General features: G+C 33.5%; 15 protein-coding genes. 6 read left to right on the plus strand and 9 right to left on the minus strand.

Annotated elements, in window-relative coordinates; genetic code table 11:
* Window positions 1-19 precede the first annotated feature (19 nt).
* The 4 genes from ABD940_RS08155 to ABD940_RS08170 all read left to right on the plus strand — a co-directional run bounded on the left by ABD940_RS08155 (window position 20) and on the right by ABD940_RS08170 (window position 3,560).
* Window positions 20-1,183, plus strand: coding sequence for an iron-containing alcohol dehydrogenase (locus tag ABD940_RS08155; protein WP_345202148.1), 1,164 nt, complete (start codon window positions 20-22; stop codon window positions 1,181-1,183).
* 193 nt (window positions 1,184-1,376) lie between these two features.
* Window positions 1,377-1,841: a lipocalin-like domain-containing protein gene (locus ABD940_RS08160; RefSeq protein WP_345202151.1), complete on the plus strand. Its 465-nt coding sequence runs from the start codon at window positions 1,377-1,379 to the stop codon at window positions 1,839-1,841.
* Between the two features lie 76 nt (window positions 1,842-1,917).
* Window positions 1,918-2,574, plus strand: a complete 657-nt coding sequence (locus ABD940_RS08165) for a GDSL-type esterase/lipase family protein (RefSeq protein WP_345202154.1) — start codon at window positions 1,918-1,920, stop codon at window positions 2,572-2,574.
* A gap of 11 nt (window positions 2,575-2,585) precedes the next feature.
* Entirely contained in the window at window positions 2,586-3,560 is a 975-nt protein-coding gene (locus ABD940_RS08170) for a tetratricopeptide repeat protein (protein WP_345202157.1), read from the plus strand.
* 31 nt (window positions 3,561-3,591) lie between these two features.
* On the opposite strand, the gene ABD940_RS08175 is transcribed toward ABD940_RS08170, so the two are convergent.
* The 3 genes from ABD940_RS08175 to ABD940_RS08185 all read right to left on the minus strand — a co-directional run bounded on the left by ABD940_RS08175 (window position 3,592) and on the right by ABD940_RS08185 (window position 7,451).
* Complete coding sequence (locus tag ABD940_RS08175; RefSeq protein ID WP_345202160.1) at window positions 3,592-4,944, minus strand: DEAD/DEAH box helicase; 1,353 nt, start codon at window positions 4,942-4,944, stop codon at window positions 3,592-3,594.
* Between the two features lie 209 nt (window positions 4,945-5,153).
* On the minus strand, window positions 5,154-5,663 hold the full coding sequence (locus ABD940_RS08180) for a hypothetical protein (protein WP_345202162.1): 510 nt from the start codon (window positions 5,661-5,663) through the stop codon (window positions 5,154-5,156).
* 138 nt (window positions 5,664-5,801) lie between these two features.
* Window positions 5,802-7,451 (minus strand): ABC1 kinase family protein, encoded by a 1,650-nt coding sequence (locus tag ABD940_RS08185; protein ID WP_345202165.1) that lies wholly within the window; start codon window positions 7,449-7,451, stop codon window positions 5,802-5,804.
* Window positions 7,452-7,606: 155 nt separating this feature from the next.
* Between ABD940_RS08185 and ABD940_RS08190 the strand changes: the two genes are divergently transcribed.
* Window positions 7,607-7,762 carry a bacteriocin-like protein gene (locus tag ABD940_RS08190; protein ID WP_345202168.1) on the plus strand — a complete coding sequence of 52 codons (156 nt, stop codon included), beginning with the start codon at window positions 7,607-7,609 and terminating at the stop codon, window positions 7,760-7,762.
* Between the two features lie 52 nt (window positions 7,763-7,814).
* Here ABD940_RS08190 and ABD940_RS08195 read toward each other — a convergent pair whose 3' ends face one another.
* Entirely contained in the window at window positions 7,815-9,317 is a 1,503-nt protein-coding gene (locus tag ABD940_RS08195; RefSeq protein WP_345202171.1) for a carbon-nitrogen hydrolase family protein, read from the minus strand.
* Between the two features lie 405 nt (window positions 9,318-9,722).
* Here ABD940_RS08195 and ABD940_RS08200 point away from each other — a divergent pair, with 405 nt between their 5' ends.
* The gene (locus ABD940_RS08200) at window positions 9,723-10,097 is read left to right on the plus strand and encodes a hypothetical protein (protein WP_345202174.1); all 375 of its coding nucleotides are present in this window, start codon (window positions 9,723-9,725) and stop codon (window positions 10,095-10,097) included.
* 42 nt (window positions 10,098-10,139) lie between these two features.
* On the opposite strand, the gene ABD940_RS08205 is transcribed toward ABD940_RS08200, so the two are convergent.
* The 5 genes from ABD940_RS08205 to purN form a co-directional block, all read right to left on the minus strand.
* Window positions 10,140-10,658, minus strand: coding sequence for a hypothetical protein (locus tag ABD940_RS08205; RefSeq protein ID WP_345202178.1), 519 nt, complete (start codon window positions 10,656-10,658; stop codon window positions 10,140-10,142).
* A gap of 90 nt (window positions 10,659-10,748) precedes the next feature.
* Window positions 10,749-12,278, minus strand: coding sequence for a glutamine-hydrolyzing GMP synthase (gene guaA / locus ABD940_RS08210; RefSeq protein WP_345202182.1), 1,530 nt, complete (start codon window positions 12,276-12,278; stop codon window positions 10,749-10,751).
* A 155-nt stretch (window positions 12,279-12,433) separates the two neighbouring features.
* Window positions 12,434-13,672, minus strand: a complete 1,239-nt coding sequence (gene purD, locus ABD940_RS08215; RefSeq protein WP_345202185.1) for a phosphoribosylamine--glycine ligase — start codon at window positions 13,670-13,672, stop codon at window positions 12,434-12,436.
* A gap of 127 nt (window positions 13,673-13,799) precedes the next feature.
* Window positions 13,800-15,317 carry a bifunctional phosphoribosylaminoimidazolecarboxamide formyltransferase/IMP cyclohydrolase gene (gene purH, locus ABD940_RS08220; protein ID WP_345202633.1) on the minus strand — a complete coding sequence of 506 codons (1,518 nt, stop codon included), beginning with the start codon at window positions 15,315-15,317 and terminating at the stop codon, window positions 13,800-13,802.
* Between the two features lie 295 nt (window positions 15,318-15,612).
* Window positions 15,613-16,176, minus strand: a complete 564-nt coding sequence (purN, locus tag ABD940_RS08225; protein WP_345202190.1) for a phosphoribosylglycinamide formyltransferase — start codon at window positions 16,174-16,176, stop codon at window positions 15,613-15,615.
* Window positions 16,177-16,239 lie beyond the last annotated feature (63 nt).

Genomic DNA, 16,239 nt, shown 5'->3' on the forward strand with positions numbered 1-16,239 from the left:
TAAAATAAATTTAAGAACAATGCTTAATTTCGAATTTAAAAATCCAACAAAAATACTTTTCGGGAAAGGTGAAATTGCAAAAATTTCAAAAGAAATTCCTAAAGATGCTAAAGTTTTAATGATCTACGGCGGTGGAAGCATCAAAAATAACGGCGTTTACGATCAGGTAAAAGAAGCGTTAAAAGATCATGAAGTACACGAATTCGGCGGCGTTCCTGCCAATCCAGAATATGAAGTTTTGATCAATGCTTTAAGTTTTATCAAAGAAAAAAATATCACTTTTCTTCTGGCTGTTGGCGGAGGTTCTGTCATTGACGGAACAAAATTCCTTTCTGCAGTGGCAAACTACAATGGTGAACCTTGGGAAATTCTTACAAAACCTGTAAGAACTTTTGAAGGAGAAGGAATGCCTTTCGGAAGTGTTTTAACATTGCCTGCGACAGGTTCTGAGATGAATTCGGGATATGTAATTTCAAGAAGGGAAACTAACGAAAAACTTTCTACAGGCGGTCCAGGACTTTTCCCACAATTCTCGGTTTTAGATCCTGAAGTGGTAAGATCAATTCCGCCAAGACAGATTATTAATGGCTTAACAGATGCTTATACCCACGTTTTAGAACAATATATGACAGCTCCATCTTCGGCAGATTTACAGGAAAGAATTGCTGAAAGTATCCTGATTAGTTTACAGGAAACAGCTCCAAAAGTTTTGGCTGATGAATTTAATTATGATGCGGCAGGAAATTTCATGTGGTGCTGTACAATGGCTTTGAATGGATTAATCCAAAAAGGAGTAATTACAGACTGGGCTGTTCATGCAATGGGACATGAATTAACGGCTTACTTCGGAATCGATCATGCGAGAACATTAGCAGTTATTGCACCTTCACATTACCGTTATAATTTTGAAACTAAGAAAGGGAAACTGGCTCAATATGCGGAAAGAGTTTGGGGAATTAAAGAAGGAACTGTTGAAGAAAAAGCAGAACTAGGAATCCAAAAACTGGAAGAATTTTTCCATAGTTTGCATATACAAACCAAACTTTCAGAATATACGGAAGACTTCGAAGGAACAGCAGAAAGAGTGGAAAAAGCTTTTACAGAAAGAAACTGGCTAGGTCTAGGAGAATACAGAAAACTTACTCCGCAAGATGCTTATAAGATTGTGGAGATGAGCTATTAATGAGGAGTTAGGATATAGGATTTAGGGCTTAATTTTATTGTTTGAATTAGATATTTGGAGCTAATTCCTAAATCCTAATACCTAAACCTTATATCAAAATTATTTTTTCTACAAACATTCGTTTAAAAAAGCTTAATTTCATTAGAGATATTTCAAATTTATTTATATTTTAGCATATTCTAAATTTGTAAAAATGAAAAAACAATTACTTTTATTTGCCTTTTCAGCGTTAGCGCTTACTTCTTGTAAAAAAGATGATGATATCCAAGGTTATGAAATGGATATGATGAAAGGTGATTGGAAGATCAGTAAAAGAGAAGTTATATCCGGAAAAGACGATAAAACAGTAATTAGTACATCTACACCAACAGGATGTTCTGTAAAAGATAATCTAGAATTTAGAACAGATTACTTTACGTCTTACACAACATATGGAGGAACCGGAGCAGATTGTCAGGTAACCTCTAAGATTGATGGGACATATGATTATAATTCTGAAACAAAAGATTTAACAATTAAGTATACAAACGACAGTCCAAGAAAATACAGAATCGTTATTCTTACAAGTTCTGAAATGAGGATAAAGCAAATGTATGACAATATCGATCAAAATGGTGATCTGATTGTAGACGCAGAATACGTTTCTTACAAAAGATAAAAAATAAACTCTCGATTTTTTCGGGAGTTTTTTATGAAATAGAAAATTTTTAATATTAACTAAAATTATTAAAACAATGAAGAAGATGTTATCAGCATTTTTATTGCTGACTTTTGCCCTTTTCTTTTCACAGGAAAAAAAGCCGATGTTTTGGCAGGACATTCAGAATTTCAAAAAATTAGACCAGGAAAATGCTCCGCCAAAAGATGCAATTCTTTTAGTAGGAAGTTCATCTTTTACAAAATGGACAGATGTTGCGAATTATTTTCCTGAAAAAACAATCATCAACAGAGGTTTTGGAGGTTCTAGACTTACAGATCTTAATTATTATGCCAACGATTTATTAAATCCTTATCAACCAAAACAAATCATCATTTATTGTGGTGAAAATGATTTTGCAGATAATGCACAATTAAAAGCGGAAGTTGTTGTTGACAGGTTTAAGACTTTCTACAAAAAAATCAGGGCAAAATTTCCAAAAATTGAAGTTGATTATATCTCAATAAAATATTCTCCGAGCCGCGAAAAGCTTTGGCCACAAATGAAAGAAGCAAACAAACAGATTGCGGCTTTCATGAAAAAAGAGAAAAAATCAGAATTCATCGATATTACAAAAGTAATGCAGGATTCCAACGGAAATGTAAGGAAAGATCTTTTTGTAGAAGATATGCTTCATATGACTCCGGAAGGTTATCAACTTTGGACTTCTGTGATGAACCCTTATATGAAATAATTTTTTCGACCATGATAAAAAAACGAATAACCATTTTAATTCCGATCTTACTTTTCTCTTTGACTTTTGGTCAGAAAAATAAAAACGGATTTAACAAAGAAAAACTCATTCAGGAACTTTCTGATAATGCCTGTAAATGTTCAGATTCAATCCATTTGCTCAACAGAAGTAAGGATGATATTTTAAAAGATGTTCACAGCTGTATTGATAAACAAGCCGGTGCATTGCAAATGGGCAGTTTACTTGGAAGCGCAGAAGCTCTGGAGAAAGATGCTCCGGTTGTAAATGGTAAAAAACAGATTAATCTTACACTGAATACAGATAAAAATTCTCAACAATACATCGACAGTTATAACGAAATTGAACGATATTTGATGAGAAATTGTACAAGCGTAAAAAATATAGCGATAGTCTCTGAAACCCGGGATGAAGGTTTTTCAAATGATAAAGAAGCTATGAGTTTTTATCATCAAGGTCAGGAATTTGCAGATAAAGAAAACTGGAAGGAAGCTATCAATAGTTTTGAGAAGGCTGTAAAGAAAGATCCGAAATTCATTTATGCATGGGATGCTTTAGGTATTAATTACAGAAGAGCAAATGAATTAGACAAAGCAATTTCAGCCTACAAAAAATCATTAGAATTAGATCCTAAAGGAAAAATGGCGCTGCAAAATATACCGATTGTATATATTTATAAAAAAGAATTCCAGAAAGCTATCGATTCTTATATGGAACTTGACAAGGTATATCCCGGAGATCCGGAAGTTTATTATGGAACCGGTAATGTCTATTTTAATGCACTAAAAGACGATGAAAAAGGATTGGATTATATCTGTAAAGCATATAGAATTTATACCGATCAAAAATCTCCGTACAGAACAGATGCAGAAACATTGATGGGTTCTATTTACAAAAGCATGAAAGATAAAGGTAAAACAGAAAAATTTAAAGAAATTCTGAAAAAGAATAATATGAATTTCGAATAAATAAAAATTCCCTCAAATTGAGGGAATTTTTTTATTTTTTTCTCTTTGATTTTGAGATTGATTTCTGCTGAGCTCTGTTGGCTCCGAATTTCTTAGGCGCTTTTCTTTTCGAAGGTCCACCCCAGTTTTCTTTCTTATTTTTATCTTTCTTCTCATGGAAAGCTCCTCCACCGTCGTTCAATTTAACTTGGGCAGGATTTTTCATCACAATAACATCTTCTTCAGATACAATTTTCTTAGGATTGATTTTCACTTCTTCAGGGAAGTCAATGAATTTCAAATCTTTATCCATCAATAGTTCGATGTCAAGAATCAATGGTTCTTCTTTTTTCGTTACGAAAGTTACCGCTTTCCCATCTTTATCAGCTCTACCTGTTCTACCGATTCTGTGAATGTATTGCTCTGGAACTTCAGGAGTTTCAAAGTTGATAACGTGAGTAATATTTGAAATATCAAGACCTCTCGCCATAACGTCTGTCGTGATCAAACCTCTAATCTCCTCGTTTTCAAAGCTTTTCATAGCTTTCAATCTATAATTTTGAGATTTATTAGAGTGAATTACATCAAACTGATCAGGAAAAAGCTCATTAATTTTTGTAAATAATAAATCTGCGTGTTTTTTATTATTATTGAAAATCAATACTTTAGACATATCTGCATCATTTTTCAACAAATGCTCCAACAAATTGATTTTCGTATTGAAATTTTCAACTTTATAACCTCTCTGTTCAATTTTTTCAAGCGGAGTTCCTGATTTTGCCAATGAAATTTCTATAGGACCTGCAAAATATTGATCCAGCATTTCGTCTACTGCATCTGTCATGGTAGCTGAGAAAAGAATATTCTGTCTCTTCTCTCTCATCATTTCAAAAATATGCGTCAATTGTGGTCTGAAACCTAAATTAAGCATTTCATCAAACTCATCGATAATCAATTTCTGAACTTCTTTCAGGGAAATAGCATTATCAATTGCCAAATCCATTACTCTACCGGGAGTTCCTACTAAAATATCGCAACCGTTATTGAACAAAAGTTTTTGCGTATTGATATTTTTTCCTCCGTAAATCCCGATAACTCTTGCAGTAATATTTTCCGTTAACTTCTCAACAATTTCGGATACCTGAACTACCAATTCTCTTGTAGGAACTAAAATCAAAACTGTAGGATTTCCTGTTTTATTATATTTCCAAGTTTTAAGAACAGGCAGAAGATAAGCTAATGTTTTCCCAGTTCCGGTCTGTGCAATTCCCATTACATCTCTTCCAGAAAGAATCGGTCCAATACTCTTTTCCTGAATCGGTGTAGGTTCGAACAATTCCAAATCCGCTAAAACATCAAGAACTTTAACCGGAAGGTCAAAATCTGCAAAAGTGAGTTTTTCCATTTTGCAAAGATAGGCATTAATTTATTTATAAAATTTATGTTAAAAACACATTGGAATGAATGTTTTTTAGGTTCAAACTTTATAAAGAATGCTTCGACAGGCTCAGAATGACACCGCTACAAATAAGCTGGTATAATTAGCAAGTTAGTATTAGAAATGTTATGCTGAGCCTGTCGAAGCATCTTAACTTTATACAAATTATATTTAAGTTAATTGACTTTCAAACTTTTACTGATAATTTTAATATCATCATCTTTCCAGACACTTGTTGTGATAATAACGTAGCCTTTCTTTTTCGGATCTTTTTTAATCGGAAATTTTTCATCTTCCCATTGTGTACAATGCGTAGAAATCGGCGAAACCAATGGTTCCCAACTGTTCTTTTTATAAGTATAAACGTAAAGCGGATGCCAACAACTTGTACACCAATTTGGATAAAAACCGATATCGTCTTTTCTGTCGTTGTTTAGATCTTTCAGATTGTATAAGGTTCCGTTATTTGCTGGAGAAATCGTAAATGACTTGATGTTTTTGTCACTAAAATAAATGACAGATTCACACTTCCCGTCACAATCATCGCTACAATCGTTGACTTTTACGTAAGCATATTCTTTTTTTCCGTCACCGTTGAAATCTCCTAAAATTCCTCCTTCTTTTTCAGTTTGAGCAGATAATAATGAACTGCAAAACGTTAACAATGACAAGATTAATATTTTCATTAGGTTATTTTTTTATTAGTATTTTTTTGTTCAGTTTTTAATTCCATAAAATCCAAACAAAGGTTCTAAAATAATCATATTTAGATTCCTACAGAATGACAGCCAGGTATTTTTATTTTTAATTTTAATTTTAACGAATTATTTCCTCGTAATTCTTAACAAGATAATAATCATCAACAAAATCGAAAAAATAAAACCTAACACGGCAATCAAAGACATTTCTCCAATTCTTGGTCCTGATTCTGAAACAAAAACAATTGCCGTCGCAATAATATTAGCTCCTAAAATCATTGCTAAAATCAAATTAATAATACTCGATTTTATCAATTGATTGGTCTTATCAATATTTTTAATTTCGCTGGAAACAGTGAATTTATTTTCATCTAATTTTTGTAAAACAGAACGCAATTCTTTGGGAATTTCATCGACATTATCTGTGAAAGTCAACATTCTGTCCATTCCTGTTTTTAAAAGATTTTTCGGGTTGATCTTTCTAGTGAAAATCTTTTTTGTGTATGGATTAAGACTTTTTACAATATCCAAATCCGGGTTTATAGTTCGTCCAACTCCTTCTATCAAACCGATTCCTTTAAATAAAAGATAAAAATAATCCGGCATATAGAGACGGTTATCCTTCAAAACATCTTTCATTTTATTGATAATCATATGAGGATCAATATTTTTCAGAGAAGAACTGTGCACGAAATTCAGGATATCTTCTACATCATTTTCAAATCTTCTTTCATCCGGAATTTGATAGCTAATTGCCATTTTCTTCAAATATCTTACAATCTTATGAGGATTTTTAGCAACAAAACTTATAATTAAATTTTCAAGGATTTCCTTATCATTCGGCGGAATTTTTCCTACCGCTCCAAAGTCAATAAAAACAACTTTTCCGTCTTTTTTAACCAAAATATTTCCCGCATGAGGATCTGCATGAAAAAAACCATAATCTAAGATCTGAGAAACGAAAAGTCGTAAACCTTCTTCCGAAATCTTTACAGGATCAATATCATAAGCTAAAAGACTAGTCTTATCAGTAACCTTTATCCCGTCAATAAATTCCATACAAAGAACATTATTGTTGGAAAACTCTTCATAGATTTTCGGCACATATGTTTCTTTGTTATTTTTAAAATTTCTTCTGAATTGCAGAATATTTTCCTTTTCATTAATCAATGAAACTTCCTCCAGTAAAGATTTTTCAAAAGTAGAAATTGCTTGTTTCAGATTCAACTTTTCTCCTATTTCAGAATAAGAGGAAACTAATTTTTCCAAGTCTTTAATTAACAACAAATCATCCTCAATAACCGTCTGAACATCGGCTTTTTTTATTTTTAAAATAACTTCTGATCCATCAATTAAAGTTGCTTTATAAACCTGTGCGATCGAAGCTGTTGCCAATGGATCTTTCTGAATATCAGTAAAATGATCTTTAATCGAAATATTGAATTCATTTTCAAGAATTTCCTCAACATTCATTTCAACCATATCTACTTTATCCTGAAGCTTTTGCAGCTCCTGAATAAGTTCCGGCGGAAGAAGATCTTCCCTGCTGCTGAATGTCTGACCAAGCTTTACAAAAGTAGGTCCCAATTCTTCCAAAACCAAACGGATTCTTTCATAAACTGTTCCTTTTGAAACAATTTCATCAGAATTTTGAGGAATTTCTATTGGTTTATTTCCGCTGTTCATTCTTGCCAGCATGTCTTTAAAACCGTATTTGCTCAACACGGAAATCAGTTTGGCGGATCTTTTCAGTTTTCTCTGCTGTTTGTCAAACATATCTTGAAATGTAAGTGCAATTTAATTCAAAAATTATTCCTATTAATGTTGAAATTAATTTATCTCAAAACTTTTTAAGGTCAAATTTTATTATCAGGATTTTTTTAACTTTACAATTACTAAACATCAAAACTAACCTCTAAAAAATTATTAAAATGAAAAATTTAAAAAAAATCTCAAGAGAGCAGATGAAAACTATTTCAGGAGCAGGAATTATCAGAAATTGTTCAAACAAATGCTGTCCGGATGACGGAAGACCAAGATGTCCGGGATTAATCTGTCCTGCTGTTGTTTGCCCACAATTAGCTTAATATTTTAAGTTAAAACAAAATAAAACGGAATGCAAAAATGCATTCCGTTTTTCTATTTTAAATAAGTTTCATACAAATCTTTTCTTCGGTCTTTCATCACCTGAACCGAGCCGTTGTGATGGAGATCTTTCAATAAATTTAAATCTACATCGACAATTAAAGTCATTTCTGTGTTTGGTGTAGCTTCACCCTTCACGGCATTTGATGGAAAGGCAAAATCCGAAGGTGTGAAAACCGCAGCCTGACCAAATTGGATATCCATATTATTAACTCCCGGAAGATTCCCCACACAACCTGCAATAGCAACATAACATTCGTTTTCAATCGCTCTTGCAGCCGCACAATGACGAACACGCATGTAAGCATTTTGAGTATCTGTAAGATATGGCACAAAAAGAATTTTCATTCCCTGATCTGCCAAGATTCTTGGAAGTTCCGGAAATTCTACGTCATAGCAAATCACCAATCCTATTTTTCCGCAATCTGTATCGAAAGCTTTAATTTCGCTTCCACCTTTCATACCGTAGTATTTTTTCTCGTTGGGAGTGATATGGATTTTTCTGTATTCATCGACTCTTCCGTCTCTGTGAAGAAGATAACTCGCGTTATATAAATCATTATTCTCAAAAACAGGCATACTTCCGGAAATGATATTGACATTATAACTGATCGCCAAATCGGAAATTTTCATTTTAATTTCTTCCGTTAATTTTGCCAATTCTATCATGCTGTCTCTTTCGGAAAGTTTATTGAAAGGCGCTAATAAAGGTGTATTAAATAATTCCGGAAACAGTACAAAATCTGCCTTATAATCTCCCATTACGTCCACAAAGAACTCAACCTGTTCATAGAAAGCATCAATATTTTTGAAATGTCGCATCTGCCATTGAACCAATCCCAAACGGATAATGCTGTCTTGCATCGTATTTGGCTTGCTGCTATAATAAATATTGTTCCATTGCAGTAGAACAGCGTTTTCTCTTGAAGATTCGTCTTCGGGAAGATATTTTTTAAGAACTCTTATCGGCAAAAAGTTATTAGAAAGCTGAAACGATAAAACCGGATCATAAATTTCCTTATCACGCACTCTTCGAATATATTCTCGCGCAGAAAATTCGTGGCTGTGTTTATGATAATTCGGGATTCTTCCACCCAAAACGATAGATCTTAAGTTTAATAATTCACACAGTTCTTTTCTAGCATCGTATAATCTTCGTCCCAATCTCAGTTCACGAAATTCGGGATCAACAAAAACTTCGATGCCGTAAAGAACATTTCCTGTGGAAATATGTGTATTGAAGGTATAATTTCCTGTTATATCACTGTATGTGTGTTCATCTCCAAACTCGTCATAATTAACAATAATGGAAAGCGCAACCGCAGCCAATTTTCCGTCAACCGTGATGCAGATCTGTCCTTTTGGAAATATCGTCGTTAATTTTTCGATACTTTTTTTAGACCATATTGATTCTGACATTTGAGGATAGGCACGCTTCATTGTGATTACCAATTCATCATAATCCTGAACGGTCAGTGGTCTTGTTTCTATTTGCATTTGATGTAATTTGACTTAAATTTAGGGAAAAATTAAATAAATAGAATTAAAAATCCTAGTAAAAACTTCTTAAGACAAATGAAAATATATGCATTAACTCTGACTCTAAGCACTCTAATTATTTTTCTTTTAAGAATTTTTTATATTGATTCATCAAATAATATTTCTCATAATCTAAATTTGCTATTTGACTCTAATATTAATGGTCGTGATGCAAAAAGTTTTATTTATTTTTATTTAATGTTATCAATGATATTAAACTATCTTGTTTTTCATAAGCTTTGGATGTTTAAAGCTATTTATTGTTTATTAATTTGTATAAATATTTTATTGATTGTATTTTCACTAAATCAATTTTAATTTTTTTAAGGACAAAATTGATAATTTAAATATAATTAATAACGCATGAAATTTAATTTGCCTTTTATTATAATTCTATTTAGTCTAAGTTGTAACAATCCCAATCAACAAAAAATAAAAATATCAAATGATAATTCAGCTTGGATTCAGGATTCTTTGGGATGCCTGAATAAAAGAAATATGGATCTTGCTGAAAAGATGATTCATGAAGGTAGCTTAGAAAACTCTTCTATTTCAGAATTTAAAAAGCTTTTCGGAAAATCAAATGAAACAAAATACGATGGGAGTCTTGTTACTTTTATTTATTATTGGGGTTCTGTTTGTCATAATAATTCTATTCAAAAAAATTCGGATAAATGTTATGCAAAATTTGTTTTTGATAAAGGGAGATTAATAGACCGAGGTTATCCCTGCGAATAGAATTCAATAAAAAAATCCCACCAAAAAAGCAGGATTTATATTTTATCTTGAATAATCAGGCAAAGATAACTCAGAAATATTACTCAATTCAATAGAATCTTTTGCCTCATTATATCTTACATACATCGTTCGCCACTTTTTTTTCATCGCTTCCTCTTTTGTAAAAGAATGTTCTCTTACAGTAAAATGTTCTTTCATATGGTCAAAATCTTCATATTTAAGTTTAAAAATACTTTCAAGCTTCTGACTTACAAGAAACTCGTAATCTTTATATTTAAAATAACCATATTTCTGACTTTTAATTTCATCATTTACTCTGGGTGAATTATCATTAATGATGGTAGGCTTTTGATTCGTGAACAGTAAATCCAAATGCTTTTTTTCCGAATTTTCAAATCCTGACACAATTATAAATTTCACTTTTTTCTTGGCATTGGAATCTTCAATAAATTTATCAATCTCAGTAATTATTTTCTTCTGGCTAATAACTTCACTGATTTCGGGATTCTTACTACAGGCAGACAATATCAGTAAAACAGCTGCAATTAAAATATTTTTCATGATAACACTTTAAAAATTTAAATGACAAAAATACTAAAACAAAAAATCCCGCCTACAAAAGACAGGATTATATTTTAAATTAAATCAAGATTATTCCCACTCAATCGTTGCAGGTGGTTTGCTTGAAATATCATACGCTACTCTATTAATTCCTCTTACCTCGTTGATGATTCTGCTGGAAACAGTATCTAAAAACTCGTAAGGAAGTCTGCTCCAAGTTGCTGTCATAAAGTCAATTGTATTTGCAGAACGAACTACTGCAGTATATTCGTAAGTTCTTTCGTCACCCATCACTCCCACAGATTTTACCGGAAGAAGAACAACGAAAGCCTGAGAAACTTTCTCATACAAATCATTTTTATACAATTCTTCGATGAAAATATCATCAGCTTCCTGTAAGATTCTCACTTTATCAGCATCAACAGCTCCTAAAATTCTGATTCCCAAACCTGGACCTGGGAAAGGATGTCTGTGTACCAAATGATGAGGAATTCCCAATTCTTCTCCAACTTTTCTTACCTCGTCTTTGAATAATTCTCTTAAAGGTTCCAACAATTCAAATTCCATTTCTTCAGGAAGTCCGCCAACATTGTGGTGAGATTTGATTACCGCAGAAGGTCCGTTTACTGACTGACTTTCAATCACATCAGGATAAATTGTTCCTTGTGCTAAGAATTTTGCCCCTTCAATTTTATGTGATTCTTCATCAAAAACGTGAATAAACTCGTTTCCGATGATTTTTCTTTTGGCTTCGGGATCGTCAACTCCTGCTAATTTTGATAAAAATCTTTCAGAAGCATCAACCAATTTAATGTTCATATGAAAATGCTCTCCATAATTGTCCATTACTTTTTTGCCCTCTTCTTTTCTCAACAAACCTGTGTCTACAAAAATACAAGTCAATTGATCACCGATTGCTCTGTGAATCAAAACCGCTGCTACAGAAGAATCTACTCCTCCTGAAAGTCCAAGGATCACTTTTTGGTCACCTACCTTTTCACGGATTTCTGCAATTGTTTTATCGATATAGTTCGTTAGTTTCCAGTTTTTCTCAGCGTCACAAATTCCAAAAACGAAATTCTCCAGCATTTTTCCACCTTCTTCCGTATGTGAAACCTCCGGGTGAAACTGTACGCAATAGATTTTTTTATCTTCATTTGAAATCGATGCAATTACACCCGATTTTGCATTTAGTTCAAAACCTGCAGGCAACTCTCCAACTTCATCAAAATGGCTCATCCAAACAATAGAATTGTCTGTAACCCCTTTTAATAAAGAACTTTCTTTTACAATTTCCAAGTGAGCTTTTCCGTACTCTCCTTTCACTCCTTTATGAACTTTTCCGCCTAAAAGGTGTGCTGTCAATTGCATTCCGTAGCAAATTCCTAAAACCGGAATTCCTTGTTCATATAATTCTTTTTCAACTAAGTGAGCATTTTCTGCATTTACAGAGCTTGGTCCACCTGAAAGGATAATTCCTCTCGGCTGCTTTTCTAAAATAGTTTCTAATGGTGTATTGAAAGGTAAAATTTCAGAATATACACCCATCTCACGGATTCTTCTTCCGATAAGCTGGTTGTACTGTGATCCGAAATCTAATATGATAATACCGTTGTTCATTTTTAAATTTTATTAATGCTTTAGGCTATAGGCAATATGCAGTAGGCTATTTTATGAATGTTAAAGCTTATTGCCTATAGCTTAAAGCTTACTGCTAATTAATTCCTTTACAAAAAAAGACCTGGATTTCTCCAAATCTTTTTTCGTGATTTATTTTAAAACTTTCCGATGTCTTCTCTGTAGAAGCCGTAATCGAAATGTACATGACTTGCATCTTCGTAAACTTTCTTGCGGGCATCTTCGTAAGTTGCTCCCGTAGCTACGATGTTCAAAACTCTACCACCGTTGGAAACTACTTTATCTCCTTTTGAAATTGCACCTGCGTATAAAAGTTTGCTATGTTTTACTTTATCTTCACCAACGATTTCAAAACCAGTTTCGATGTTTCTTGGATAACCTCCCGAACACATTACAAGACAAACTGCTTTTTCATCTTTAAACTTAAGTTCGATTTCTTTTCCTTCCATACAATCGTTGATTACGTCAAGAAGGTTATTTTCCATTAAAGCCATCAATACCTGAGTTTCAGGATCTCCGAATCTCATGTTGTATTCAAGAAGGTAAGTTCCGTTTTTAGTTACCATTAATCCGAAGAAAATGATTCCTTTAAAACTAAAACCTTCACCTTTAAGACCTGCAACAGTAGGTTCTAAGATATGCTTTTCGAAATCTGCGTAATGCTCTGAAGTAAATTCCGGACTTGGAGCAACTGAACCCATACCTCCTGTATTTGGTCCTGTATCACCGTTTCCAGCTTTTTTATAATCTTTCGCTGCAACACATGGGAACAGTTTTTCACCGTTTGAGAAAGCAATGATTGAAGCCTCAAAACCTTGTAAAAATTCTTCGATAACTAAACGAATTCCGGCATCTCCATAAATTCTTCTGATCATGAAATCATGGATCGTAGCTTCAGCCTCTTCCAAAGTATCGCAGATAACAACACCTTTTCCACCAGCCAAACCACTAGCTTTCACCACTAAAGGAAACTGCTGTGTTTTAACATATTCCTTAGCTTCGTTATATGAATCAAATACCACAGCTTTTGCTGTTTTGATATCATAGGTCTGCATAAATTTCTTAGAGAAAGCCTTGCTTCCTTCCAAGCTGGCTACTTTTTGATTAGGACCAAAAACTTTAAGGTCGTGCTTCTTAAATTCATCCTTCAAACCAGCTACAAGCGGTGCTTCAGGACCTACGATAGTTAAATCTACCTTTTCTTTGATAGCAAAATCTCTAAGTTCTTTAATCTCTGATAAATGAACATTTTTTCCTATTACATCAGTAGTAGCGTTTCCATTAGCGAAAAACATTTTAGAAATTCTTGGGTCATTCTGAAGTTTTGCTGCCAAAGCGGATTCTCTTCCACCTTCACCTATGATTAATATTCTCATATTTTATTTAATTAACAAGTCTATTTTACAAATATATAATTTAAAATTAAAAAATTGAGAGATTAAGGAATTAAGAAATTTGCATCTGCAGTCTCTTAATCACTAAGTTTCTGAATCTCTTAATCTTTTAGTGGAAAAAATGTCTGATTCCAGTAAACATCATCGGAATTTTGTGCTCATTAGCTGCCTCGATGCTGTCCTGATCTTTTACACTTCCTCCCGGCTGAATAATAGCCGTAATTCCTTCCTGAGCGCAGAAATCTACCACGTCACGGAAAGGGAAAAATGCGTCAGAAGCCAATACTAAGTCTCCTGTGAATTTTTCTTTTGCTCTTTCGATTGCCTGTTGAGTCGCCCAGATTCTGTTTACCTGACCGCCACCGATTCCGAAAGCCTGAATACCGTTTGAAACAACAATAGCGTTAGATTTTACATATTTTACCACTCTCTGAGAGAATAATAATGCTTTTTTCTGCTCTTCTGTCGGTTGAGTTTCTGTTACAACTTTGATATCATCTGAGAAGATACTGTCGTTGTCCTGAACTAAAATTCCGCCATCAACCTTCACCCAAGTCTGTTTGTCAGAAACAGGGTTTACGATTTTTATAATTCTTAAATTTTTCTTTTTTCTTAAAACTTCCAAAGCTTCTTCATCAAATTCAGGAGCCATTACGATTTCAAGGAAAGTTTTGTTTAATTCTTCTGCTGTTGCTGCGTCGATTTTGTAGTTCATTGCAACAATTCCGCCAAAGATTGATACAGGATCACACTCGAAAGTTTTTTGGTAAGTTTCCAACGCTGAAGTTCCGATCGCAACTCCACAAGGTGTAGAGTGCTTTACAGCACAACAAGCCATTTCTTCTTTGAATTCAGTAACTACTTTCCAGCAAAGATCCATATCACGAAGGTTATTGAATGACAACTCTTTACCTCCTAACTGTTCGAAATCTTTCATTGCTCCGTTTTCGAAAGTAGAAACGTAGTAAGCTGCTGTTTGATGTGGATTTTCACCATATCTCAAATCAGAAACTTTTTTGTAAGATGCATTCAAATAAGTTGGATAATCTTCTTCCAAAAGCATTCTTGAGATAGCTGCATCATAAGCAGAAGTAAGGTTGAATACTTTTCCTGCCAGTTTTTTACGGGTTTCGATGTACGTGTCACCGTTTTGTTCCATTTCGATTTTCACTGTTGTGTAATCTTCAACATCAGTAATTACCGTTACAGAATCAAAGTTTTTAGCTGCAGAACGAAGCATTGAAGGACCTCCGATGTCGATGAATTCTACCTTTTCGTGAAGAGAAATGTCTTTGTTCACATTCTCAAAGAAAGGATAAAGATTTACAATCACCATGTCAATCAGACCAATTCCATGCTCCTGAACCGTTTTCATGTGTTCTTCGTTTGAACGAACCGCCAACAATCCACCGTGAACTTTAGGGTGCAAAGTTTTCACTCTTCCGTCCAACATCTCAGGGAAATTGGTAACCTCATCAATCTGAATTGGATTTAAACCAGCGTCTTTCAAATGTTTGAATGTCCCTCCCGTAGAAATCAATTCATAGTTCTGGGCTTCCAAAAACTGTGCGAATTCGATCAATCCGCTCTTGTCAGAAACACTGATTAAAACTCTTTTTTTGCTCATTTTACTTTCGATTTTTTCCATAGGATTTTTCCTATGCCTGTTTAAATCCCCATTAGGACTTTTCACTTTCAATTTTAACTTTTTACAGCTATTTCAAACTGTTAACCGGTTCTTTCACCTCCGATTATTTTATTTTACTTAGATTTTTCCTTGGTTTTCGAAATATTTTTGATCAATCTAAGTGTGTCTTTTTTATTAAGGTCAATTTTAAACCACCCCGTCAAAAATTCTTTCCGAATTTTTGCCACCCCTCCAAAGGAGGGGAATTTTAGGATTTCTAATAAAATAACTTTTATTAGTTTCCTAATATTTTGTTTATAGCTATTGGGAAAATTTCATATTCAACTAAATGAACTTTTTCTGCTATAGTTTCGGGAGTATCATCTTCTGTAACTTCGAACGATTTTTGAAGAATGGATTCTCCTTCGTCTATTCCTGAGGTTACGAAATGTACTGTCGCTCCACTTTCTTTTTCTTTCGCTTCAATAACAGCATTGTGAACATGATGTCCCCACATTCCTTTTCCTCCATATTTTGGAAGTAAAGCGGGATGGATATTGATTATTTTCCCGTTCCAATTTTCACAAAACTCAGGTTTTAGAATGGATAAAAATCCTGCCAATACGATTAAATCTGTATTTTCAGGGATTATTTTACTCAATTCGCTGCTGAAATTTTTTCCTCTCGGAATCAGAACGTTGTTTATGTTATGATTTTTTGCTCTTTCAAGTCCGAAACATTCTCTGTCGGCAACAACTAAAGATACTTTTGCATTCTGGATTTCTCCGTTATCAATGGTATCAATAATTCTCTGAAGATTGGTTCCTGAACCTGAAACGAGTACAACGATGTTTTTCATTAATTTAGATGTTAGATATCAGATACTAGATTTTAGACTAAAAGTCTTGCGTCTGATATCTTA

The organism is Chryseobacterium ginsengisoli (assembly GCF_039542325.1).
Taxonomy (GTDB): Bacteria; Bacteroidota; Bacteroidia; order Flavobacteriales; family Weeksellaceae; genus Chryseobacterium; species Chryseobacterium ginsengisoli.